Genomic DNA, 21,548 nt, shown 5'->3' with positions numbered 1-21,548 from the left:
GGCGACACAAGACGTCGCGCAGGGGAAAGGCACACTTGTATCACCGCGACGGATCATGTCGGGTTCGGGCAATTCCCGGTCGCGGAATCCGGCAATCTGGGATCAAACAGGCAGCAAGGAATGCCCAGATGAAAACCCACGCACAGGCCGTCGTGATTGGCGGCGGCGTCATCGGATGCTCGATCCTCTATCACCTGACCAAGCTGGGATGGACCGATGTCGTCCTGCTGGAACGCGACGAACTGACCAGCGGCTCGACATGGCATGCAGCCGCGAATATCCACGGCCTGCACGACAGCGCCAATATCAGCCGCCTGCAGCATTACACGATGAACCTCTACAAAGAGCTGGAGGCCGAGACCGGACAAAGCTGCGGCGTCTTCCAGCCCGGCAGCCTGTACCTGGCGCAGACCGAGAACCGCGAACACCAGCTGCGCCTGCAGGCCGCCAAGGCGCGGCTCTACGGCATGAACTTTCACGAAATCACCCGCGACGAGGCCGAACGCCTGCACCCGCTGGTGAATTTCGACGGCATCCGCTGCATCATGTACGAACCCGACGGCGGAAATGTCGATCCGTCGGGCGTAACCAACGCCTATGCCGTGGGCGCCCGCCAGCGCGGGGCCGAGATCTATCGCTTTACCCCCGTCACCGGGACCGTTGCGCAACCTGACGGGTCGTGGATCGTCGAGACGCCCAAGGGCGACATCCGCACCGGCTGGGTCATCAATGCCGCCGGCCTCTGGGGGCGCGAGGTCGCAAGGCTCGCCGGTATCGAAGTGCCGCTGCAACCCACCGAGCATCAGTATTTCGTCACCGAAACCATGCCCGAGATCGCCGCGATGGACCGCCGGCTGCCCTCGGTGGCCGACCGCGACGGCGAATATTACCTGCGTCAGGAAGGCAAGGGCCTGCTGATCGGCGCCTATGAGCGCGATATGCGGTTCTGGGCCGAAGATGGCACGCCGCTGGATTTCGCGCATGATCTGTTCCCCGACGACCTGGAAAGGATCATGGAAAACGTCATGCGCGCGATGGACCGCGTGCCAGCCGCCGCCGAGGCTGGGGTCAAGCGCGTGATCAACGGGCCGATGATCTGGTCGCCCGACAGCAACGTGATCCTGGGGCCGGTGCCGGAATTGCGAAACTATTTCATGTGCGGCGGCATCATCCCCGGCTTCAGCCAGTCGGCCGGTATGGGGCTGATGGTGGCGCAATGGATCGTCGAAGGGGAAATGCAATACGACATGTTCCCCTGGGACGTTGCGCGCTTCGGGCTCTGGGCCAATGACCGCGAATTCGTCAAGGCGAAGGTGCGCGATGTCTATGCCCACCGCTTTGCCATCCATTACCCGAACGAGGAACGCGCCGCCGGTCGCCCGCTGCGCACGCGCCCGGCCTATCAGATGCAGCGTGAGATGGGCGCGGTGATGGGGCTGAATTATGGCTGGGAACATCCGCTTTGGTTCGCTGACACGCCCGATCACTTCGATACCAACGGCTTTACCCGGCAAAACTGGTGGGAAGGCGTGGGCCGTGAGGCGCGGATGCTGCGCGACCATGCCGGCATCATCGACATCTCGAACTTCGCCCGCTACCGCGTGACCGGGGCAGGGGCCGAGGAGTGGCTGAATGCGGTCTTCGCCAACCGCATGCCGCGCGCGGTGGGGCGGTCGTGCCTGACGCCGCTGATCGGCAAGCGTGGCGGCATCGCCGGCGACGCCACCGTGACGCGCCTGGCCGAGGACGAATTCCTTGTGATCTCGTCCGGCATGGCCGAACGCTATCACAGCCGCTTTTTCGCCGAGGTGCCGCTGCCCGAAGACACGGTGTTCGAAAGCGTGACCGAGGCCATGTGCGGCTTCAACGTGGCCGGCCCGAAATCGCGCACGCTTTTGCAGCGGCTGACCAATGCGTCGCTTGCGACGGCAGATTTTCCCTTCATGCGCTCGCAGCGCATCACCGTGGCCGGGATCGACGTGATCGCCTTGCGCGTCAGCTTTACCGGTGATCTCGGTTGGGAACTGCACTGCGACCAGAAAGATCAGCTTGCGCTCTACACCGCATTGCTGGACGCGGGGCGCGATCTTGGTGCCGGTCCCGTCGGCAGCCGCGCATTGATGAGCTTGCGTGTCGAAAAGGGCTATGGCTCCTGGAGCCGCGAATACAGCCCCGAATACTGGCCGCAGGAGGTCGGGCTCGAACGTCTCGTGAAGATGGACAAAGAGTTCCTGAACAAGGACGCCGTTGCCCGCGTTCTGGAAAACACCGCGCGCGAAATGCTGGTCCTGATGGAAATCGACGCCGATGCCGTGGCGGCGAGCAATGCTGACGCCACCGGGGGAGAGCCGATTTTCAAGGACGGGCAGGGGATCGGGCGCGTCAGTTCCGGCACCTACGGGTATTCGGTCGGCAAATCCTTGGCGCTGGGTTTCGTCAAGAACGCCGCGCCGGGCGACCGGGTCGAGGTGATGATCCTGGGCCGCCCCCACGGCGCCACTATCCTGCACGAACCGCCCTTTGATCCGGCCGGGGAAAAGCTCCGCGCCTGACCTCGCTATTCCTCGCGGCCCGCGGCCTTGAGGCGCGCATGCAGGGGTGCGGCCTCGGGCGCGCCGGCCTCGAGCGCGAAAATATAAGCGTGCGTAAGGTAGAAACAGGCCGCGTCGATATCGTTGGCGGCCTCGCCCGCCTCGGCATAGAGTCCGATCAGCGCATGCCGGTCATCGCGCGCATGCGCGGCCAGCAGGCGCTGATCCAGATCCGTCATTCGGCCGCCCGCGCCTGCGCGCGGTGCGCTTCGACCTTGCCGGCCACCCAGTCGTGAAAGCAATGCGTGGGCCCATCCATCGCCGGGCTGAACCGTCCACCGTCGAACAACGGCGCATGACGCCCGCGCTGCATGCCCTCGACGACAAAGATATCCTCTTCGAAGACGGTCTTCCAAAGCTGGGTATTGCGCGCGCGCATGCCCTCGTCGGTGTCCGGCCGGGTGTAATAGAGGTGGATGTTCTCGACCGTGCGTTCTGGGCCTTCAGGCACCAGGATGATCGCGAAGGCATGGTCGCGATGCACCCCCAGCAGCACGTTGGGATAGATCGCCAGATACTCGGCGGCGGTGTCCCACTTGTCCGACAGGCCTTCGAAATCGGGAAATGTTTCGCCGTTTTCATTGCGCAGCTGGCGATAGACAAGCGTGCCCTGGCCGGAATATTCGCCCGGCTTTTCGATGTTGTAGTGGTCTTCCAGCCGCGAATAGCTGTTCAAACCGGGATGCACCCAAGGCAAGTGATAGCTTTCGCAGTAGTTTTCGACCGCCAGCTTCCAGTTGCTTGCGACCGCAAGCTGGAACTTGCTGTCGATCCCGCCGTGATACATCGGCTTTTCGAACTCTTTCCAGCGCTCCAGCGCGTCGGCCATCGCGACCTCGAACGCGGGCGCGTCGCCCGACACGTTGATCCACACCACATCGAACCAGACATGGCTGCGGATTTCGATCAGGCCCAGCTCCGAGCGTTTCACGGCCTCATGGGTGTTGCGCCCCGGCCCGCCGACATGCGGTGTGCTGACCAGCCGCCCATCGGTCCCGTAGCACCATGAATGATAGGGGCAGCGGATCGCGCCTTCGATCTTGCGCGGCTCTTCCACAAGGATCATGCCCCTGTGGCGGCAGATGTTCTGAAAGACGCGCACCGCGCCTTCCTTGTCGCGTATCAACAGCAGCGGCATGCCGAGGAATTCCATCGGCACCGCATCGCCGGGTTCGGGAACATCCGCTGCGACGGCCAGTCCGGCCCATTGCGAGAACAGAAGCGCGTGCTTTTCCTCGTCGAAAACCGATGGGTCGATGTAATGGGCATTGGGCAGGCCGTTTGCTTCGGCCACGGGGCGGCGGACATTGTGAAGGGGCGTGGTCATGGCGATCCTCCTGCCGGGACTTTCCCGGAAAAGGATAAAGGCCCGTTGCGTCCGGCAATAGCTTGCCTGCGACCACGCATGTCGCGAACGGGCGCGTCCTCTGGGATCAGCCCATGGGCGTGTCCACCTGCAGAAGGCGCAGGTGATGGGGCAGCAGATCCCCGCGATCGCAGTAGCCGACGGTCCGCGCCGCCGAAAGAACGGCGCCGGTGTCGCGGCCAAGATACTCGTAAACCATCCGCGTCATGCGCTGCCCCGAAGGTTGCCACCGGACGGTGCGGGTCACGTAGCCTTCCCAGTAGTTGTTTTCGTAGGACGCGACCGGCGACAGGAAGTTGAACGATCCGGTCTTGCCGCCCCAGCGCGAAATCAGGATCGAGATGCCCTCGTCCTGCCGCAGAACGACACCGCGAAATTCGCGCCGCGCCGGTGTTTCGGGCAGGCCCTGCTGGCGCATTGCCTCTCGCGGCTCGAAACCGCGCAGGAATGTGTGATCTTCGGACCTGTGGATCAGCACCAGGCCTTGAAGAAAGCGCCGATCGTCCAGAAATCCGCGCCTGGAAAAGCGGTAGAAACCGCTGGGAAAAACATCCTCCGGGATCTGCGCGGCCTGCGTGCCAAGCCAATCGGCGATGAAGGGGTGGGCCAGCACCCCGCCGGGAACCCGGTTCAGTTCGTCCAGTGGGCTGAGCAGAATGCGCGCATCCACATCGAAGAACGAACAGATGCGATAAAGGATTTCGGGTCGCGGAAAACTTTCCCCGGTCAGGTAACGGTTGTACTGGGTGCGATTGATCCCGAGGCTGCGGCACAGCGCCGATACCGAAGAGAAACTGCTGGAGAGGTTTTTCAGGTTGCGTCCGAAAACTGCCCGCAACTCGGATGGGGTTACAGTGTCGTGGTGTTTGACCATTTCAAATCGATAGGAACTGTCTTGAACTCGTAACGAACACGGACCCTCGCACAGCTTAGACGGAAGTTCCACAACGAATAGTCGAAAATCGACACAATGTCGTTATTTTTCTGACGCTTATTGGCGTCATGCTTGTGCGGAATTTGATACAAATCCGTGCCAAACGATGCCGCCTTTTTCGTATGCTACCCATGCGTGTTTCGTAAGATGGCCTTGCTGGGGGAAGTACGAGGATTGGGGATAGTGATGTTCGGTGTTGTGCTCTGGTGTTCTGACGACGGCGAAAAGGCCGTGATCTGGTGCGAAGATCACGGTGATCTCGCCTTTTATCACGAAACGGGCGTGTCGCAGGCTCTTGAAGCGGGGGACATGGTGCGGTTCCGCTCGGAACCGGCGAAAAAGATGCGCCTGGCGAAAGACCTCGTGCTGATCGCGCAGGACGGGTTTCGTGGGCTTCCCGAACGGCTCAAGGCCGTGGGGGGCGCGGGAAGGGCGACCCCGCCATCGGCCAATGCCGTGTCCGTTGTCCCGGCGGCCTGAACCAATGCGCCACGGTCGGACGTGACCGCGGCCATGCTTCGTGTCAGGCCCCGCGCGACAGCGCGGCAACGCCCGTTCGGGCCACTTCGACCAGGCCCAACGGGCGCATCAATTCGGCGAAGGCGTCGATCTTGTCCGGTGTGCCGGTGATTTCGAAAACGAAGCTTTCCAGCGTAGAATCCACCACATTGGCGCGAAAGATATCGGCCAGGCGCAGCGCCTCGACCCGTTTTTCGCCCTCGCCGGCCACCTTCAGCAGGGCCAGTTCCCGCTCGACGCTCGCTCCTTCGACCGTCAGGTCGTGCACGTCATGGACCGGCACGATGCGCCCAAGCTGCGCCTTGATCTGTTCGATCACCTGCGGCGTGCCGGTCGTCACGACGGTGATGCGGCTCAGTTTGCCAAGATGATCGACCTCGGCCACCGTCAGGCTTTCGATGTTGTAGCCACGGGCAGAGAACAGCCCGATCACGCGGGCAAGAACGCCCGCTTCGTTGTCGACCAGCACGGCCAGCGTATGCCGTTCCTGCACATCCGAAAAATTGGGGCGCAGGTTATAGGCGGAATGCTTGGACGAGCCCTTCTTGATCTTTAGCGGCGACATTTCGGTTTCCTTGCTTTGCCCCGACGCGCGGGGCCGGTCATTTCATTCGTTGAAAAGGGGCGCATGGCAGCACCCCTTTGTGCGATCACACAAGAACGGCGCCAGAGCTGCCGATCGCGTCCTTGGTCGATGCCTCGCCCAGCAACATCTTGTTGTGCGGCTCGCCCGACGGGATCATCGGGAAGCAGTTCTCATGCTTCTCCACAAGACAGTCGAAGATCACCGGCCCGTCATGGTTGATCATTTCCATGATCGCATCGTCCAGGTCCGCCGGATCCTTGCAAAGAATGCCCTTGGCCCCGAAGGCTTCGGCCAGCTTGACGAAATCGGGCAGCGCCTCGGACCAGCTGTGGCTGTAGCGTTCGCCATGCAGCAGTTCCTGCCACTGGCGCACCATGCCAAGGCGTTCATTGTTCAGGATGAACTGCTTGACCGGCAGGCGGAACTGCACCGCCGTGCCCATTTCCTGCATGTTCATCAGCCACGATGCCTCGCCCGCGACGTTGATCACCAACGCGTCAGGGTGCGCCATCTGCACGCCGATCGACGCCGGAAAGCCATAGCCCATCGTGCCCAGCCCGCCCGATGTCATCCAGCGGTTCGGATCGTCAAAGCCCAGGTATTGCGCCGCCCACATCTGGTGCTGGCCCACCTCGGTGCAGATGTAACGATCATGCCCCTTGGTCAGCTCTTCAAGGCGCTTCAGCGCGTATTGCGGCTTGATCGTGGGGCCGTCCTGCTTGAACGACAGGCAATCGACCTTTTTCCACTCTTCGATCTGCTTCCACCACTTGGACAGCGCCGCCTTGTCGGTCTTGCGCCCGCGCGCCTTCCAGACCTTCAGCAGGTCTTCCAGAACATGGCCCACATCGCCGACGATGGGGATGTCGACGCGGATCACCTTGTTGATCGAGGACGGGTCGATGTCGATATGCGCCTTCTTGGACTTCGGGCTGAACGCATCGATACGCCCGGTGATCCGGTCGTCGAACCGCGCGCCGATATTGATCATCAGGTCGCAGTCATGCATCGCCATGTTGGCCTCGTAGAGGCCATGCATCCCCAGCATCCCAAGCCATTTGTCGCCCGAGGCCGGGTAGGCGCCCAGCCCCATCAGCGTCGATGTGATGGGAAAGCCAGTGGCCTCGACCAGTTCGCGCAACAGCTGGCTTGCCGCCGTGCCCGAGTTGATCACCCCGCCACCGGTATAGAAAACCGGCCGCTTGGCGGTTTCCAGCGCCTCGGCCAGTTCGGTGATCGCATCCATGTCGCCCTTGACGCGCGGGGCGTAATGGCCGTTGTCCACCTGCTTGGGGCCGACGTAATCGGCGCTGGCGAATTGCACGTCCTTGGGAATGTCGACCAGCACGGGGCCGGGACGGCCCGTGGTGGCGACGTGGAACGCCTCGTGCAGGACATGGGGCAGGGCCTCGGTATCCTTCACCAGCCAGTTGTGCTTGGTGCAGGACCGCGTGATGCCCACGGTGTCCGCCTCCTGGAACGCGTCCGAGCCGATCATGAACGTCGGCACCTGGCCCGTCAGAACGACGATCGGGATCGAATCCATCAGCGCATCGGTCAGCCCCGTCACCGCGTTGGTGGCGCCGGGCCCCGATGTCACAAGGCAAACGCCCGGCTTTCCGGTCGAACGGGCATAGCCTTCGGCCGCATGCACCGCGCCCTGTTCGTGCCGCACAAGGATGTGCTGGATGCCGTTTTGCTGAAAGATCTCGTCATAGATCGGTAGCACAGCACCGCCGGGATATCCGAATACGACGTCCACACCCTGATCCTTGAGGGCCTGAACCACCATTTTCGCTCCGGTCATCTGACGTGTCATCTGCTTGCTCCGTCTATCAACGTCATGTCACTCGCCAAGAAAAAGCCCCCGAGGATCAGTCGGGGGCGCATGGGGTACCGTTATGGTGTCCGTTACCGGCCCATGCGCCACTTATCCAGCAGGATTACTACGAGAGTCATCAGGTGGGTTCTCCTTCGCGTGCGCACGGTTCTAAGGGGGGCGGCAGGAGGCGTCAACCGCGGAATCGGTGAATATTATGTCGCAGGGCCAGTTTTTCGCGTTCTTTTGTTGCGCAGGAGTGCGCTCAGAAGTCAGGAAGCGAATCCCGCAGGGCGCGCGCAACGTCGAAATCGTGTTTGTCCGCCGCGATGTCGAGATACCGCACGGCACGCGTCCGGTCACGGGGCACGGCGATGCCATAGCCATGCAGCACGCCCAGCACGACATTCGCCCAACCCGGCTCCGTGACCATCGCCGTCCAGCCGCCGCGCAGCACGAACATCACGACCGACGTGCAAATCAGGCCAACCCCGGTCAGAAAAATCAAAAAAGCGCGCACTTTACCGGACACCTGCACGGGGCGCACCAAACCTTGCAGCGAATGACGCCTGCCCCCGGCAGTCAGATGTGCGTTGGGATCACCCCTTGGCCGGACGCGCCCCGGGCAATGAGATATTGGCCACCTGTTCCGCGATCGGATCGGTGTTCAGGGGGTGAAGCTCGGACGAATAATCCGCAGGATTGCGCATCTTTTCCCAGCGGTTCCCGACATAGAGCTCAAGCCCGCGGAACTTCGCCTTGTAACCCATCTTGCGGCTGCCGGGCACCCAGTAGCCCAGGTAGACGAAGGGCAGGCCCGCCTCGCGCGCGATTTCGATATGATCGAGGATGATGTATGTCCCCAGGGAATCACGTGCCCGGTCCGGGTCGTAGAACGAATAGACAAGGCTTACCCCGTCATCCAGAACATCGGTCAGGCAGACCGCGGCCAGATCGTCGGTTTCGGCGTCGGAATATTCCACCACGCGCGTGCGGATCGGCGTTTCCTCGATCATGGCGGCGAATTCGAACACGTCCATGTCGGCCATGCCGCCATCCGCATGGCGGCTGTCCAGGTAACGGCGGAACAGTTCGTACTGATCTTCGGTCGCCCAGGGTGACGTCGCCTTGCGTGTAAGGTGCGCGTTGCGGCGGCGGGTGCGTTTCTGGCTCTTGGACGGTGCGAAATCCGCAACCCGTATACGTGCCGACATGCAGGCCGAGCAATCCGCGCAAGACGGGCGGTACAGAACGTTCTGCGAGCGCCGGAACCCCTGTTTCGACAACGTGTCGTTCAGCCGTTCGGCGCCTTCGCCCTGAAGGGCGGTGAACAATTTCCGTTCCATCCGGCCCGCAAGATAGGGGCAGGGCTGGGGGGCCGTCACATAAAACTGTGGTGCAATGGGTAACGTATGGCGCATGATGTCCGCTGGAAGTCAATTCCACGAGACACTAGCAACCCGCCCTGCATCCGCCAAGGGGTCACGGAAACGTCTGGTTAGCGCCGGGCCTGACGGTTCAGCGCGACGCTGCCCAGAACCATGTCCGTCAATCCCTGGCCCCGCTCCGAGGTCAGCATCATCACGATCGACGCCGCCTGAGCCACGAAAACGCCCATCGATACGGTAAATCCCAACGTATGCAGAACCGCGGTGCCCAGGTCGAAAGCGCGCCCGTCATGTGTGCGGAACTCGATCGACATCAGCCGCATGCCCCACGTGGCCGAGCGGTTGGCGATGGTGATGACCCGGTAGGCAAACCCGACGACAAGCATCAGGAACGGGAAAAAGAACAGGCCCGTGAACGCCGTAAACGGTAGAATCGCCACACAGACCGCAAGAATGATCAGCGTGTCGATGACGAAGGCCAGCAGCCGTTTCATCGGCACGTCCGAATAGAACTCCGGCTGTAGCTGCGGGTCGGGAAGGGCGGTGTAGGTCATGGTCGGCTTTCTGGAACACGGGGAACCGGCCCGCAAGGGGCGGGCCGGCAGGGGGGACCGATCGTTTGCCGGTCAGGCGTCTTCGTCTTCACGCGGGGCGCGGGCCTCGCGGGCGCGATCTTCCATGAACTCGTCGAACTCGGCCTTGTCCTTGGCTTCGCGCAGGCGCTGCAGGAAGGTTTCGAACTGCTCCTGCTCTTCTTCCAGGCGGCGCAGCGTGTCGGCCTTGTAGGCGTCGAACGCGGTGTTGCCGCTGGGCTTCATCGCGCCATAGGCATGGCGGGCCATATGGTTGCGGCGGTGGGAACAGGATTTTCCGAACATGCGTTTGCTCCAGATCATGTAGGCAAGAAGGGCAAGGCCCACGGGCCAGAAAAAGATGAAGCCGAGGACCATTGCGGCGATCCAGGCGCCCTTTCCACGGGCGTCGAGCCAGGCTTCGGCACGCGAGAACCAGCCAGCGGGCCGGGAATGCGTGTCATTGAAGGTTGCGGCGGGTGTCATGTCTCTCTCCGTTGATGCGATGTGAATGCCTTTCACATTACACAAGATGGGAAGGGTGCCGCATGCCGACAAGGGTAGATGTGAAAGTTTTTTACATTATTTTGGATCAGGTCGTAAAATCAGCCACTTGCGCGTCGCTCAGTCGCGCCAGATCCGCGGATTTCAGCGGAAAGACATGGCGTGGTGTGCCCGCCGCGGCCCAGATTTCATCGAATTCCAGCAGGCGCGGATCGGCCCAGGCGCGGATCGGGTTCAGATGTCCCACGGGGCTGACGCCGCCGATGGCGAAACCCGTCTGCGCCCGCACCGCCGCCGCGTCGGCGCGGTCCAGCGCCTCACCCGCCAGTGCCGAGGCCTTGGCCGCATCCACCTGGTTGCCGCCGGCGGTCAGGAACAAAAGGCACTGTCCGCTGTCATGGCCCTGGAAAATGATCGACTTCACGATCTGGTCCAGACCACAGCCCACGGCATCCGCCGCCTCTTGCGCGGTGCGCGCGCCGTCAGTCTCGCGTATGTCGGGGGTGATGCCCGCGTCTTCCAGCGCGCGGCGCACGCGGGCCATGCTCTTGCTCATGCCTGATACCTTTCCTTCACAACCGCGCGGAGATTGCCCAAAACCGCGCGGTTTCGCAATCTGCCTCTCTTGCATCCGCGCGCGCGGCGTGACCAATCTTGCGCCATGAGTTTCGCATCCCGCATCACCCGCCTGCCTGTTGCCTATGATCCCGACCGGGGCGCCGAGGCGCGCGCCGCCGTGCCGTCGCTGACCGGTGACGTGGCGCGGCTGATCGAAGGGGCGGGGGGCTGTTCGCCCTACCTGCTGACCCTGACCGAGAAAGAGGCCAACTGGCTGCCCGCGGCACTGGACGATCCCGAAGCTGCGTTCGAGACCGTTCTGAAGGACGTGGATGCCGCCGCGCCGGACGCTCTGCCAAAGGTGCTGCGGCAGGCCAAGCGGCGCGTGGCGCTGTTGACCGGGCTGGCCGACCTTGCCGGGGTCTGGCCGCTGTTGCAGGTCACGGGCGCGTTGACGCGCTTTGCGGATCTGGCGACGCATACCGCGCTGCGGGCCACGGTCGGCAACGAGATCCGCCGCGGCAAGCTGCCGGGCGCGACCGGGGACGACATCGAACGCGCCGGCGGCATGGTGGCGCTGGCAATGGGAAAGATGGGCGCGGGCGAGTTGAACTACAGCTCGGATATCGACCTGATCTGCCTGTTCGACGAAACCCGGTTCGATCCCGACGACTGGCACGAGGCGCGTGCCAGTTTCGTCCGTGCCACCCGAAAGATGGCGGCGTTGCTCAGCGATATGACGGCGGACGGCTATGTGTTCCGCACCGATCTGCGGCTGCGCCCGGACCCGTCGGTCACGCCGGTCTGCATGGCGATGGCGGCTGCCGAAACATACTATGAAAGCCTTGGCCGCACCTGGGAGCGCGCCGCCTATATCAAGGCGCGCGCCTGCGCAGGCGACATCGCGGCGGGCGAGCGGTTTCTGAAAACCCTGACGCCCTTCGTCTTTCGCAAGCACCTCGATTTCGCCGCCATCCAGGACGCGCACGACATGCGGCTGCGCATCCGCGAACACAAGGGGCTGGGCGGGCCGATCACGCTGCCGGGACATAACATGAAACTGGGCCGTGGCGGCATCCGCGAGATCGAGTTCTTCACCCAGACCCGGCAGCTTATCGCCGGCGGGCGCGATCCCGATCTGAGGGTGCGCGGCACGCTCGACGGGTTGCGGGTGCTGGCGCAGAAGGACTGGATACCGCAGGACGCCGCCGACATCCTGGCCGATCACTACGTCGCCCATCGCGAGGTCGAACACCGCTTGCAGATGGTCCGCGACGCGCAAACCCACGACCTGCCGAATTCCGACGCGGGCTTTCAGCGGCTTGCCTGTTTCACCGGGCGTGACCTGGACGAGTTGAAGGCCGACCTGCACCGCCGCCTGACCGAGGTGCACGAGCTGACCGAAAGCTTTTTCGCCCCCGACGCGGGCGGGCCGGCGGAACCCGCAGTGCAGCATGAATTCAACCCCGAGATCATCGCCCGCTGGCGCAGCTATCCCGCCCTGCGCTCGGCCCGCGCGGTGGAAATCTTCGAGCGGCTCAAGCCCGAGTTGCTGGGCCGCCTCGCGGGGGCCGCACGGCCGGACGAAGCGCTTTTGGCCCTGGACGGGTTCCTGGCAGGCCTGCCCGCGGGTGTGCAGCTTTTGTCGCTGTTCGAAGCCAATCCGCAGTTGATCGACCTGTTGCTGGACATCGTTGGCACCTCGCCCGCGCTGGCGGCGCATCTGTCGCGCAATTCGGGCGTGTTCGATGCGGTGATCGGCGGCGATTTCTTCAGCGACTGGCCGGGCATGGCCGCGCTGCGCGACGAGCTGGCGGCGCGGATCGCTGACGAGGACGATTACGAACGCAAGCTCGATCTTGCGCGGCGCTGGGCCAAAGAATGGCATTTCCGCATCGGTGTGCACCACCTGCGCGGCCTGATCGACGCGGGGCAGGCCGGCGCGCAATATGCCGATCTGGCCGAGGCGTGCCTGGCCGCGCTTTATCCTGCCGTCACCACGCAATTCGCCACCAAGCACGGCCCGCCTCCGGGACGCGGGGCGATGGTGCTGGGCATGGGGTCGCTTGGGGCGGCGCGGCTCAATGCGTCCTCGGATCTGGATCTGATCGTGATTTACGATGCGGCGGGTATCGAGGCCTCCGAAGGCCGCAGGCCGCTGGCGGCGCGCGCCTATTACGCGCGGCTGACCCAGGCGATGGTGACCGCCGTCACCGCCTTGATGAGCGAGGGGCGGCTTTACGAGATCGACATGCGGCTGCGCCCGTCGGGCACGCAGGGGCCGGTGGCGACCTCGCTGGCATCCTTCGAAAGCTACCAGAAGGACGAAGCCTGGGTATGGGAGCACCTTGCCCTGACACGTGCCCGCGCGGTTGCGGGCGATCCGGGGGTTTCCGCCGATGTCGAGGCGGTGCGCTGCGCCGTTCTGGGCGCGCAGCAGGATGCGGCCAAGGTTCTGCAGGAAGTGCGCGAGATGCGCGCGCGCATCGCCGCGGCGAAGCATCCCGCAGGGCCTTGGGATGCCAAGCTGGGGCCGGGGCGGCTGCAGGATGTGGAACTGACGGCGCAGGCGGCGGCCTTGCTGGCCGGGGCGACCGACCGGTCAATCGAAGCGGGCCTGGCAGCCGGGCAGCGCATCGGATGGCTGCAGGATGACGAAAGCGCCACGTTGAACGACGCATACGGGCTGTGCTGGAAGGTGCAGGCCGTGTCAAAACTGCTCAGCGACAAACCGTTCGACCCCGAAAGCATGGGCGAGGGCGGATGCGCGATGATGTTGCGCGAAACCGGTGCCGAAAGCCTGACCGCGCTTGAGCGGGAGTTGGCCGGGGTGGCCGAACGCGCAGGCGCGGTGATCGACGCGGTGCTGGAGCGAATGCCGAAAGGGGCAGGGTGATGAAAAAGGGTGATGCGCAGGATCCCAAGGGCCTGATTTACGAATCCTACCGGATCGAGGGGATCACCGAGCCGGAATGCCGGACGATCTTTCTGGATTGGGCGCTCAGCCTGCCGGTGGGTCAGGATAGCCGCACGGCGCTCGAGGCGCTGATCGCGCGGTATGGCGGCGATGCGCCGGACCATCCCATGACGCAGGTGATGCGCGCCGGCCTGGAAGAGATGGGCAAGCCGCGCCGGCGGGGCGGCGCAAGGGCCCGTCCGCGCGGCGAGGGCTGACCGGGCCGGGCCGCTAAAGTGCTGCGGCCTGCCGCGCCAAACCTGTGATCGCCGCCCATTCGCCTTTCTGGACAAGCTCACGGGGCGCAACCCAGCTGCCGCCGACGCACAGGACATTGTCCAGTGCGAGGTAGTCGGCCGCGTTGGCTGTGTCGATCCCGCCCGTGGGGCAGAACCGCACCTGCGGCAGCGGTCCGCCCAGGGCCTTCAGCGCCGGTGCGCCCCCAATGGCCGAGGCCGGAAAGAATTTCTGGACGCCGTAGCCACGCTCCAGCAGGCGCATCGCCTCGCTCGCGGTGGCGGCGCCGGGCAGGATCGGCAGCCCCGCGGCCTCGCACGCATCCAGCAGCCGGTCGGTCGCACCAGGCGAAACGGCGAATTGCGCGCCTGCGTCCTGTGCGGCCCTGACGTCATCGGGGGTCAGCACCGTGCCGGCGCCGACGATCCCGCCCGGAACCCCCGACATCGCCGCGATCGCATCCAGCGCCGCCGGCGTGCGCAAGGTGACTTCGAGCACCGGCAGACCGCCCGCGATCAGCGCCTCGGCCAGGGGCGCGGCATGGGCCGCGTCCTCGATCACCAGAACCGGGATCACCGGGGCCTTGCGGCACAGGGTTTCGGTGAAGCGGCTGATTTCAAGAGGCGTCATCGTCATACCACGACACCGGCGCCGCTGCTTGCCGCGCCGACGCTCTGGCGGAACAGCTCGAACAGTTCGCGCCCGACACCGTGGCTGTTGCCGGAGAGGTCGGGGGTGACGGGCACGCGGTCCAGCGCCTCTTCGGTCAGAACCGCAAGCGTGCCCGCGCGGGCATCGAGCCGCAGAATGTCGCCATCGGCCAGACGCGCCAGCGGGCCGCCGACCGCAGCCTCGGGTGTGACGTGGATGGCAGAGGGCACCTTGCCGCTGGCCCCGGACATCCGGCCATCGGTGACCAGCGCCACCTTGTGCCCGCGCCCCTGCAGCACGCCAAGCGGCGGCATCAGGCCGTGCAGTTCGGGCATACCGTTGGCGCGCGGCCCCTGGAACCGGACGACGACGATCACATCGCGGTCAAGTTCGCCGTTCTGGAAGGCGTCCTTGACCGCCTCCTGGGTGTCGAACACGCGGGCCGGGGCCTCGATCACATGGGCGTCGTCCGATATCGCCGAGGTCTTGATGATCGCCTCGCCAAGGTTGCCCGACAGGTGCGTCAGCCCGCCGGTTGGCTGGAACGGGTCGCCCGCCGGGCGCAGGATCTTGTCGTTGAGCGTCCGGTCGCTGCCGGGCCGCCAGGTGACGCGGTCACCCTCCAGCACAGGTTCGGATGTATAGCGCGACAGTCCGGGGCCTGCGACGGTCTGCACGTCCTCGTGCAGCAGCCCGGCATCCAGCAATTGCGCGATGAGATAGCCCAAGCCCCCCGCGGCGTGGAAATGGTTCACATCCGCAAGGCTGTTGGGATAGATCCGCGCCAGCAGCGGCGTGACGGCCGAAAGGTCGGAAAAATCCTGCGGCTCCAGCATGATGCCTGCGGCACGCGCCATCGCGGGCAGGTGAATGACCAAATTGGTCGACCCGCCCGTCGACATCAGCCCGACGATCCCGTTGACGAAGGCACGTTCGTCAAGGACGTCGCAGACGGGGGTGTAGTCGTTCCCCAGCGCGGTGATCGCCAGGGCGCGTTCCGTCCCGGCCCGCGTCAGCGCATCGCGCAGCGGGGTGTTGGGGTTGATGAAACTCGCGCCGGGCAGGTGCAGCCCCATCAGCTCCATCAGCATCTGGTTGGAATTTGCCGTGCCGTAGAAGGTGCAGGTGCCCGGGCCGTGATAGCTGGCCATTTCCGCTTCCATCAGGGCGGCGCGGTCGACCTCGCCCGCGGCGAATTGCTGGCGCACCTTGGCCTTTTCGTCGTTCGGCAGGCCGCTCGTCATCGGGCCCGCGGGCATGAAGACGCCCGGCACATGCCCGAAGGTGGCCGCCGCGATCACGAGGCCCGGCACGATCTTGTCGCAGACACCCAGATACACTGCCGCATCGAAGGTGTTGTGGCTGAGCGCCACGCCCGCCGCCAGCGCGATCACATCGCGCGAGAACAGCGACAGTTCCATTCCCGGCTGGCTTTGGGTGACGCCGTCGCACATGGCGGGAACACCGCCCGCCACCTGCGCGGTCCCGCCCGCGTCGCGCGCGGCCCGACGGATCACGTCTGGGAACCGTTCGAACGGCTGATGCGCGGAAAGCATGTCATTATAAGCGGTTACGATACCGATATGCGGGGCGCGGCCCGTGGCCAGCGCCTGCTGGTCCGGGCCCGTCGCGGCATAGGCGTGGGCCTGGTTCGAACAGCTCAGATGTGCGCGCTGCGGGCCATCCTCGCCGGCCTTGCGCATCCGCACCAGGTACGCGTCGCGGGATTTCCTGCTGCGGGTGCGTATCCGGTCGGTCACCCGCGCCACTGTGTCGTTGAGTGCCATGCATCCCCCATTGGCTGCTGCGCCCAGCTATACGCCGTTAGCGATAACGCCGCAACCATCCGCCCGCGGCCACGCGAGCGCCCGCCGAACACCCCTTAATCGTACGGGTTCGGTCCAAGTTTTGCCCCAAAGTCTAATCAAAAGTTACCGAAATGACGGGGGCAGTGTGCCTCCAGGAGGTTCGGTATGAAAACAGTTCGGATTTTGGTCGCCCTTGCCCTTGGTTTAGGCGTGACCGCCTGCGCGTCGATTGACACGGCCACGCGAAACGCGCCGCTGGAAAGTGCGTCGGCCCTTGCAGATGATGCGCCCTCGGCTGCCGTGCGGTCGATTTCGGTTCAGTCCTACGTGGTCAAGGTGCCGCGTTCGCTGAAGGTGAGCGAGGCCAACAGCTATTACCCGATGGGCGATATCGTCTGGCGCGAGGATCCGCTGGGCGACCGTCATCAGCAGATCGCCGCGATCTTCGACGAAAGCCTGTCGCGGGCCACCGCCGACATGTCCGGTGCGCTGCCCGTGACGGCCGAAATCGTCGTCAAACGGTTTCACGCGCTGACGGAAAAGACCCGCTACACCATTGGCGGCGTGCACTCGATCCGGTTCGAACTGATCCTGCGCGACCCCGAAACAGGCATCGCGATCATGCCCCCGCGCGAAATCAGGGCCGATCTCAAGGGCTTTGGCGGGTCGCGGGCGATCGAAGCCGAACAAAAGGGTATCACGCAGAAGGTCCGTATCACCCAGCATCTTGCCAACGTGATACGGATGGAACTGGACAATCCCGGCTCGGCACCGAAGGGCGTGGCGCAACTGGTTGCCGGTGTGGACGACAACGCAGTCTGATCTTTCCCCCGCTTTCGAAGATGAGTAAGAGGACGGCATGACGCCGTCCTCTTTTCCTGTTGTCCGCCTGAAACCAAAGGCCAATGCCCGCGCCGTACGGCACGGGGCGCCCTGGGTGTTCGACAACGAACTGGTCACCGACCGCCGCACCAAGGCCCTGCAGCCCGGCAGCATCGCCGTTCTGGAAGATGCCGAGCGCAACGCGCTGGCCCTGGTGGCGGTCAACCCGAATTCGCGCATCTTTGCCCGCGTTCTCGATCGCGACATGACCGCGCGGATCGATAAGGCTTGGCTGGCCGACCGTTTGACCCGTGCGCTGGAGATGCGGGCAAGGCTTTATGATGCGCCGTTCTATCGCCTGATCCACGCCGAGGCCGACGGGCTGCCCGGTGTCGTGATCGACCGCTTTGGCGACACGGCGGTGATCCAGCCCAACGCGGCCTGGGCCGAGCTTCTGCTGGACGAGCTGGCCGATGCGCTGGTGGACGTGACGGGCGTGGCGAACGTTCTGAAGAACGCAAGCGGCCGGGCGCGCACGCTTGAAGGGTTGGACGAAGACAGCGCCGTTCTGCGCGGTGCCGCGCCGGATGCGCCGGTGCCCGTCCCGATGAACGGTGCGACCTACATGGCCGACCTGACCGGGGGCCAGAAGACGGGCCTGTTTTTCGATCAGCGCCCGAACCACGCCTTTGCCGCCCGCCTTGCAAACGGTGCGCGGGTGCTGGACGTGTTTTCCCATGTCGGTGGCTTTGCGCTGGCGTGCCTTGCGGGGGGCGCGGCGCATGCTCTGTCGGTCGACGGCTCGGAACCGGCGCTGGAACTGGCGCGCGCAGGTGCGCAGGCCGGCGGCATGGCCGACCGGTTCGAAACGCGACGGGGCGATGCCTTCGACATGCTGACCGCCTTGGGCGACGAAGGCGCGCAGTTCGACGTTGTGATCTGCGACCCGCCGGCATTCGCCCCGTCGAAACAGGCGCTCGAGGCCGGTCTGCGCGCGTATGAGCGCATCGCGCGGCTGGCCGCGCCGCTGGTGGCGCCGGGCGGATACCTGGGGCTTTGTTCATGCTCGCACGCCGCGGACCTGTCCAAGTTCCGCACGGCCTGCACCCGCGGGATTGGCCGGGCGGGCCGCGCGGGCCAGATCATCCACACAGGCTTTGCCGGACCGGACCATCCGCTGATGCCACAACTGGCGGAAAGCGGGTATCTCAAGGCGCTGTTCTACCGTCTATGAAGGTGCTTCTGGACACCTGCGTGCTGTATCCGACCGTCATGCGCGAGATGCTGCTGGGCGTGGCCGGGCAGGGCGCATTCACGCCGCTGTGGTCGGCCCGCATCCTCGAGGAATGGGCCCGCGCGGCGCGCAAGCTGGGCCCCGGTGGCGAGGCGCAGGCCCGCGCCGAGATCGCCATGGTCGAGGTGGCCTGGCCCGATGCCGCAGTCACGTGGCCGCCCTCGCTGGAATCGCGTTTGTGGCTGCCCGATCCGGCCGATCTGCACGTTCTGGCCGCCGCCATCGCGGGCAGCGCCGATGTTATCGTGACGATGAACGCCGGCGATTTTCCCCGCAACATCCTGGCCGAGGAGGGGCTGAGCCGCGCCGACCCGGATGCCTTTCTTCTGGGGCATTGGAAAGCCCGGCCGGATATGGTGGCCCATGTCGGCAACCAGGTGCTGGCCGAGGCGCGGCGCCTTTCGGGCGAGGAATGGGACATTCGCGGCTTGATGAAGAAAGCCCGCCTGCCAAGGCTCGGCAAGGCGCTGGCCGCCTAGGGCGCACCCCAGCTGATTTCATGCCGTTCAATGGCGGCGATACGGTCTTTTGTCGGCGGGTGCGACATCAGCCAGGCCGGCATGACGCCCGCGCGAGAATTCGTCAGCGCCTCGAGCTTTTCGAACAGCGATTTCTGCGGCGCGGTGCCGATCCCGGCCTTGATCAGCAGGGCCGAGGCATACTCATCTGCCTCGTACTCGTCGCCGCGGCTCAGCCGTGCGGCCAGAAGCGTGGTCAGCATGTTGGCGATCCAGACGCCGATACCGGGCAGGAAGCGCGCGAACACCATCGCAAGCGCCGTGCGCAGCGCGTTCTGACCGGAAAAGTCGATCATCCGGCGGCGGGCATGGCCCAGGGCCACATGACCCAGTTCATGCGCTACCACACTGGCCATTTCCTCGGCCGTGACCTCGCCCTGGCGGAATTTCTGGTAGAAGCCATTGGTAATGAAAATCCGCCCATCCGGCGCGGCAAGTCCGTTCACCGGTTCGATATCGTAGAGATGCACCCGCACACGCGGCAGTTCCAGTGCGGCGGCCATCCGGTCCAGCATCGGCTGCAGTTGCGGATCCTTCAGCTCGGTCGAACGCGCCGACAGCTCGGCCTGCGTGCGCCAGACCGAAAACCGGTACATCACAAGGCCGTAGATAAGCGCCAGAAGTATGGGTGTGAATTTCAACATGGATCAGATATGGGGCAGCTTTCGGCGGGCGGCAAGCGCCGGGTTGCCTCGGCGCGTGAATCACGATCTGCTTGCGGAGGGACATGACGGAGAAGACGATGACACAGCCATATGAACTGGACGCGGGCTATGGCGAGGGCGTGCGCATGGGGCTTATCGTTCTGTCGACCGACGAAAGCCTGGAAAACGAGGCACGCATGGTACTGGCGGGCCGCCCCGTCAGCCTGCTGCATGCGCGCATCCCCGCCCAGCCCGACGTGACACCTGACAGCCTGCGCCGCATGGCCGACGAGATGACCGCCACAGCCGCGCGCCTGCCGCAGGGGCTGGACGTCATCGGGTATGGCTGCACCAGCGCCTCGACGATCATCGGCCCCGACAAGGTGGCCGCGCTGATCCAGCAGGCGCATCCGGGCGTCAAGGTCAGCACCCCGATCACCGCCGTCACAGCGGCGCTCAAGGCGCTGGGTGTCGGGCGTATCGGCTATGGCTCTCCTTACGTGCAAAGCGTGACGGCCCCGATGCGCGAATTCCTGGCGGGGCAAGGGATCGACACCGTGGCCGAGACGAGCTTTGACCAGAGCGACGATTACACGGTGGCCCGGATCACCGAAGGATCGACGCGCAACATGCTGGAATCGCTGGCGGAAACCCCGGAAGCCGAAGGGTTCTTCACAAGCTGCACCAACCTGCGCACCTTCGGTATCATCGACGCGGTCGAGGCGGCAACGGGCCGCCCGGTGGTCAGTTCGAACCAGGCGCTCTTGTGGCACATGCTGCACCTGGCCGGCGTGGACGCGCGCGGTTGGGGGCCGGGGCGGCTTTTCAGCCTCTGACGGCCCGCCTGCGCCGCGCCTTGCGTAGCGCGCGGCGCAGCCACCAGGCCAGGCCCAGGCTGACCAGGGCGCCCGACAGGATGCCGATCAGGTTCGCCGCCACATCGACCGCGATCGACAGGTTGCGGGCGAAAGCCAGGCCAAGACCGACGTACAGCCCGACCCACACCGCTTCGCCCAACGCGCCCCAGGCCGTGAACCTGCCCCAGCGCATGCCCGCGGCCCCGGCCGCCAGGTTTGCGTAGGGTCCAAGCGGGCTGAACAGCCAGCGGCTGAGAAACACGCCGTATCCGCCGTGGCTGTGCATCAGCCGCGCCGCTTTCTTGATCAAGGCGCCACGTTTGCCCGCGGCCTGGTCGGGTGGCAAACGTCCACGCCCCAGACGCGCCAGCCAGTAACCGACCTGGTCGCCCGATATCGCGCCCGCCAATGCCGCCAGGCCGACGGTTGATGCCGAAAGATCGCCCGACGCGGCAAAGGCGCCCGCAGACAGCATCATCATCGAGGCGGGAACAGGCAGCGCCAGGCATGACGCCAGCGTGACGAAAAACAGCGCCGGCGTTCCCCAGGCCGCAAGCAGGGCAAGCGCCTCGTCGGTCATTGGCCCGGCGTCCGCGTCTGCAGATAGGCCGCGGCCTCGTCCAGCACCTGCGCGACCGGCACGCCACGCGCCCTTGCGATCGCTTCGAGCGTCGGGCGGCCGCTGGTAACCGCGTCGGCCTGCAGCGCCGCGCCGATCTCGGAGGGCGGCACATCCCAGGACAGCGCGATATAGCGCGGCGTCATCCATGGGGCAGGGGGCTGGAACCGGTTATCCGCGTCGATCCAGTGCAGGGTCTGCACGATCAGGCGCAAGACGAAGAACAGGGTGACCGCCACCGCCAGGCAGAACGCCAGCAACCCGATGCGGTGATGCCGCCAGAGATGGCCGATCTTTTTCATTCC

23 protein-coding genes are annotated in these 21,548 nt (G+C 64.9%); 8 read left to right on the top strand and 15 right to left on the bottom strand.

Translation table 11 applies throughout. The annotated features are described in order from the left end of the window. Nucleotides 1-128 precede the first annotated feature (128 nt). Nucleotides 129-2,552, top strand: a complete 2,424-nt coding sequence (locus tag BLT50_RS16775) for a GcvT family protein (RefSeq protein ID WP_090030081.1) — start codon at nucleotides 129-131, stop codon at nucleotides 2,550-2,552. Between the two features lie 5 nt (nucleotides 2,553-2,557). On the opposite strand, the gene BLT50_RS16770 is transcribed toward BLT50_RS16775, so the two are convergent. The 3 genes from BLT50_RS16770 to BLT50_RS16760 form a co-directional block, all read right to left on the bottom strand. Further along, on the bottom strand, nucleotides 2,558-2,770 hold the full coding sequence (locus BLT50_RS16770) for a hypothetical protein (protein WP_090030079.1): 213 nt from the start codon (nucleotides 2,768-2,770) through the stop codon (nucleotides 2,558-2,560). Beyond that, nucleotides 2,767-3,918: an aromatic ring-hydroxylating oxygenase subunit alpha gene (locus tag BLT50_RS16765; RefSeq protein WP_090030077.1), complete on the bottom strand. Its 1,152-nt coding sequence runs from the start codon at nucleotides 3,916-3,918 to the stop codon at nucleotides 2,767-2,769. The genes BLT50_RS16770 and BLT50_RS16765 overlap by 4 nt, the downstream gene beginning before the upstream one ends. A 106-nt stretch (nucleotides 3,919-4,024) precedes the next feature. Continuing rightward, entirely contained in the window at nucleotides 4,025-4,831 is an 807-nt protein-coding gene (locus BLT50_RS16760; protein ID WP_090030075.1) for a helix-turn-helix domain-containing protein, read from the bottom strand. 246 nt (nucleotides 4,832-5,077) lie between these two features. Here BLT50_RS16760 and BLT50_RS16755 point away from each other — a divergent pair, with 246 nt between their 5' ends. Next, entirely contained in the window at nucleotides 5,078-5,371 is a 294-nt protein-coding gene (locus tag BLT50_RS16755) for a hypothetical protein (RefSeq protein ID WP_090030072.1), read from the top strand. Between the two features lie 43 nt (nucleotides 5,372-5,414). On the opposite strand, the gene ilvN is transcribed toward BLT50_RS16755, so the two are convergent. From ilvN to BLT50_RS16720, 7 genes are all read right to left on the bottom strand, one after another. After that, a complete protein-coding gene (gene ilvN / locus BLT50_RS16750; protein ID WP_090030070.1) occupies nucleotides 5,415-5,975 on the bottom strand; it encodes an acetolactate synthase small subunit in 561 nt (186 codons plus the stop codon). 85 nt (nucleotides 5,976-6,060) lie between these two features. Then, nucleotides 6,061-7,815 carry an acetolactate synthase 3 large subunit gene (locus tag BLT50_RS16745; RefSeq protein WP_090030068.1) on the bottom strand — a complete coding sequence of 585 codons (1,755 nt, stop codon included), beginning with the start codon at nucleotides 7,813-7,815 and terminating at the stop codon, nucleotides 6,061-6,063. A gap of 265 nt (nucleotides 7,816-8,080) precedes the next feature. After that, nucleotides 8,081-8,335 carry an SEL1-like repeat protein gene (locus BLT50_RS16740; RefSeq protein WP_139170555.1) on the bottom strand — a complete coding sequence of 85 codons (255 nt, stop codon included), beginning with the start codon at nucleotides 8,333-8,335 and terminating at the stop codon, nucleotides 8,081-8,083. Between the two features lie 79 nt (nucleotides 8,336-8,414). Beyond that, entirely contained in the window at nucleotides 8,415-9,236 is an 822-nt protein-coding gene (locus BLT50_RS16735) for an arginyltransferase (RefSeq protein WP_090030064.1), read from the bottom strand. A 77-nt stretch (nucleotides 9,237-9,313) separates the two neighbouring features. Then, complete coding sequence (locus BLT50_RS16730) at nucleotides 9,314-9,757, bottom strand: RDD family protein (RefSeq protein ID WP_090030062.1); 444 nt, start codon at nucleotides 9,755-9,757, stop codon at nucleotides 9,314-9,316. Nucleotides 9,758-9,829: 72 nt separating this feature from the next. Further along, nucleotides 9,830-10,261, bottom strand: a complete 432-nt coding sequence (locus BLT50_RS16725) for a DUF2852 domain-containing protein (RefSeq protein ID WP_090030060.1) — start codon at nucleotides 10,259-10,261, stop codon at nucleotides 9,830-9,832. 106 nt (nucleotides 10,262-10,367) lie between these two features. After that, nucleotides 10,368-10,835 (bottom strand): YbaK/EbsC family protein, encoded by a 468-nt coding sequence (locus BLT50_RS16720; protein WP_090030058.1) that lies wholly within the window; start codon nucleotides 10,833-10,835, stop codon nucleotides 10,368-10,370. Between the two features lie 105 nt (nucleotides 10,836-10,940). On the opposite strand from BLT50_RS16720, the gene BLT50_RS16715 reads away from it, so the two are divergent. Next, on the top strand, nucleotides 10,941-13,733 hold the full coding sequence (locus tag BLT50_RS16715; protein ID WP_090030056.1) for a bifunctional [glutamine synthetase] adenylyltransferase/[glutamine synthetase]-adenylyl-L-tyrosine phosphorylase: 2,793 nt from the start codon (nucleotides 10,941-10,943) through the stop codon (nucleotides 13,731-13,733). After that, complete coding sequence (locus BLT50_RS16710) at nucleotides 13,733-14,011, top strand: hypothetical protein (protein WP_090030054.1); 279 nt, start codon at nucleotides 13,733-13,735, stop codon at nucleotides 14,009-14,011. The genes BLT50_RS16715 and BLT50_RS16710 overlap by 1 nt, the downstream gene beginning before the upstream one ends. Before the next feature lie 13 nt (nucleotides 14,012-14,024). Here the strand turns inward: BLT50_RS16710 and eda are convergent, their stop codons facing one another. Together eda and edd are read right to left on the bottom strand one after the other, a co-directional pair. Next, a complete protein-coding gene (eda, locus tag BLT50_RS16705; protein WP_090030052.1) occupies nucleotides 14,025-14,660 on the bottom strand; it encodes a bifunctional 4-hydroxy-2-oxoglutarate aldolase/2-dehydro-3-deoxy-phosphogluconate aldolase in 636 nt (211 codons plus the stop codon). A gap of 2 nt (nucleotides 14,661-14,662) precedes the next feature. Beyond that, nucleotides 14,663-16,468 (bottom strand): phosphogluconate dehydratase, encoded by a 1,806-nt coding sequence (edd, locus tag BLT50_RS16700; protein WP_090030050.1) that lies wholly within the window; start codon nucleotides 16,466-16,468, stop codon nucleotides 14,663-14,665. 186 nt (nucleotides 16,469-16,654) lie between these two features. On the opposite strand from edd, the gene BLT50_RS16695 reads away from it, so the two are divergent. The 3 genes from BLT50_RS16695 to BLT50_RS16685 are packed head-to-tail and all read left to right on the top strand — an operon-like array spanning nucleotide 16,655 to nucleotide 19,084. Further along, on the top strand, nucleotides 16,655-17,311 hold the full coding sequence (locus tag BLT50_RS16695; RefSeq protein WP_090030048.1) for a DUF6778 family protein: 657 nt from the start codon (nucleotides 16,655-16,657) through the stop codon (nucleotides 17,309-17,311). A gap of 37 nt (nucleotides 17,312-17,348) precedes the next feature. Then, nucleotides 17,349-18,545 carry an RSP_2647 family RNA methyltransferase gene (locus BLT50_RS16690; protein WP_090030046.1) on the top strand — a complete coding sequence of 399 codons (1,197 nt, stop codon included), beginning with the start codon at nucleotides 17,349-17,351 and terminating at the stop codon, nucleotides 18,543-18,545. Continuing rightward, nucleotides 18,542-19,084 carry an RSP_2648 family PIN domain-containing protein gene (locus BLT50_RS16685; RefSeq protein ID WP_090030044.1) on the top strand — a complete coding sequence of 181 codons (543 nt, stop codon included), beginning with the start codon at nucleotides 18,542-18,544 and terminating at the stop codon, nucleotides 19,082-19,084. Before BLT50_RS16690 ends, BLT50_RS16685 begins: the two co-directional genes overlap by 4 nt. Here the strand turns inward: BLT50_RS16685 and BLT50_RS16680 are convergent. Next, nucleotides 19,081-19,767: a M48 family metallopeptidase gene (locus tag BLT50_RS16680; RefSeq protein WP_090030042.1), complete on the bottom strand. Its 687-nt coding sequence runs from the start codon at nucleotides 19,765-19,767 to the stop codon at nucleotides 19,081-19,083. The genes BLT50_RS16685 and BLT50_RS16680 overlap by 4 nt on opposite strands. Nucleotides 19,768-19,865: 98 nt before the next feature. Here BLT50_RS16680 and BLT50_RS16675 point away from each other — a divergent pair, with 98 nt between their 5' ends. Continuing rightward, entirely contained in the window at nucleotides 19,866-20,603 is a 738-nt protein-coding gene (locus BLT50_RS16675; protein ID WP_090030124.1) for a maleate cis-trans isomerase family protein, read from the top strand. Here BLT50_RS16675 and BLT50_RS16670 read toward each other — a convergent pair. Both BLT50_RS16670 and BLT50_RS19345 read right to left on the bottom strand, forming a co-directional pair. Continuing rightward, the gene (locus BLT50_RS16670; protein ID WP_175491508.1) at nucleotides 20,593-21,204 is read right to left on the bottom strand and encodes a DedA family protein; all 612 of its coding nucleotides are present in this window, start codon (nucleotides 21,202-21,204) and stop codon (nucleotides 20,593-20,595) included. The two genes, BLT50_RS16675 and BLT50_RS16670, sit on opposite strands and share 11 nt — an antisense overlap. Next, the gene (locus BLT50_RS19345; protein WP_175491507.1) at nucleotides 21,201-21,545 is read right to left on the bottom strand and encodes a hypothetical protein; all 345 of its coding nucleotides are present in this window, start codon (nucleotides 21,543-21,545) and stop codon (nucleotides 21,201-21,203) included. The genes BLT50_RS16670 and BLT50_RS19345 overlap by 4 nt, the downstream gene beginning before the upstream one ends. Between the last annotated feature and the right edge of the window lie 3 nt (nucleotides 21,546-21,548).

The sequence above is a fragment of the Lutimaribacter saemankumensis genome (assembly GCF_900100005.1).
GTDB lineage: Bacteria > Pseudomonadota > Alphaproteobacteria > Rhodobacterales > Rhodobacteraceae > Lutimaribacter > Lutimaribacter saemankumensis.
This window is presented reverse-complemented; position numbering and strand designations above follow the sequence as displayed.

Bases quoted from the DNA above. Each gene is read 5' to 3' on its own strand.
- BLT50_RS16775 (WP_090030081.1), top strand. From the start codon at position 129: ATGAAAACCCACGCACAGGCCGTCGTGATTGGCGGCGGCGTCATCGGA.
- BLT50_RS16770 (WP_090030079.1), bottom strand. From the start codon at position 2,770: ATGACGGATCTGGATCAGCGCCTGCTGGCCGCGCATGCGCGCGATGAC.
- BLT50_RS16765 (WP_090030077.1), bottom strand. From the start codon at position 3,918: ATGACCACGCCCCTTCACAATGTCCGCCGCCCCGTGGCCGAAGCAAAC.
- BLT50_RS16760 (WP_090030075.1), bottom strand. From the start codon at position 4,831: ATGGTCAAACACCACGACACTGTAACCCCATCCGAGTTGCGGGCAGTT.
- BLT50_RS16755 (WP_090030072.1), top strand. From the start codon at position 5,078: ATGTTCGGTGTTGTGCTCTGGTGTTCTGACGACGGCGAAAAGGCCGTG.
- ilvN (WP_090030070.1), bottom strand. From the start codon at position 5,975: ATGTCGCCGCTAAAGATCAAGAAGGGCTCGTCCAAGCATTCCGCCTAT.
- BLT50_RS16745 (WP_090030068.1), bottom strand. From the start codon at position 7,815: ATGACACGTCAGATGACCGGAGCGAAAATGGTGGTTCAGGCCCTCAAG.
- BLT50_RS16735 (WP_090030064.1), bottom strand. From the start codon at position 9,236: ATGCGCCATACGTTACCCATTGCACCACAGTTTTATGTGACGGCCCCC.
- BLT50_RS16730 (WP_090030062.1), bottom strand. From the start codon at position 9,757: ATGACCTACACCGCCCTTCCCGACCCGCAGCTACAGCCGGAGTTCTAT.
- BLT50_RS16725 (WP_090030060.1), bottom strand. From the start codon at position 10,261: ATGACACCCGCCGCAACCTTCAATGACACGCATTCCCGGCCCGCTGGC.
- BLT50_RS16720 (WP_090030058.1), bottom strand. From the start codon at position 10,835: ATGAGCAAGAGCATGGCCCGCGTGCGCCGCGCGCTGGAAGACGCGGGC.
- BLT50_RS16715 (WP_090030056.1), top strand. From the start codon at position 10,941: ATGAGTTTCGCATCCCGCATCACCCGCCTGCCTGTTGCCTATGATCCC.
- BLT50_RS16710 (WP_090030054.1), top strand. From the start codon at position 13,733: ATGAAAAAGGGTGATGCGCAGGATCCCAAGGGCCTGATTTACGAATCC.
- eda (WP_090030052.1), bottom strand. From the start codon at position 14,660: ATGACGCCTCTTGAAATCAGCCGCTTCACCGAAACCCTGTGCCGCAAG.
- edd (WP_090030050.1), bottom strand. From the start codon at position 16,468: ATGGCACTCAACGACACAGTGGCGCGGGTGACCGACCGGATACGCACC.
- BLT50_RS16695 (WP_090030048.1), top strand. From the start codon at position 16,655: ATGAAAACAGTTCGGATTTTGGTCGCCCTTGCCCTTGGTTTAGGCGTG.
- BLT50_RS16690 (WP_090030046.1), top strand. From the start codon at position 17,349: ATGACGCCGTCCTCTTTTCCTGTTGTCCGCCTGAAACCAAAGGCCAAT.
- BLT50_RS16685 (WP_090030044.1), top strand. From the start codon at position 18,542: ATGAAGGTGCTTCTGGACACCTGCGTGCTGTATCCGACCGTCATGCGC.
- BLT50_RS16680 (WP_090030042.1), bottom strand. From the start codon at position 19,767: ATGTTGAAATTCACACCCATACTTCTGGCGCTTATCTACGGCCTTGTG.
- BLT50_RS16675 (WP_090030124.1), top strand. From the start codon at position 19,866: ATGACACAGCCATATGAACTGGACGCGGGCTATGGCGAGGGCGTGCGC.
- BLT50_RS16670 (WP_175491508.1), bottom strand. From the start codon at position 21,204: ATGACCGACGAGGCGCTTGCCCTGCTTGCGGCCTGGGGAACGCCGGCG.
- BLT50_RS19345 (WP_175491507.1), bottom strand. From the start codon at position 21,545: ATGAAAAAGATCGGCCATCTCTGGCGGCATCACCGCATCGGGTTGCTG.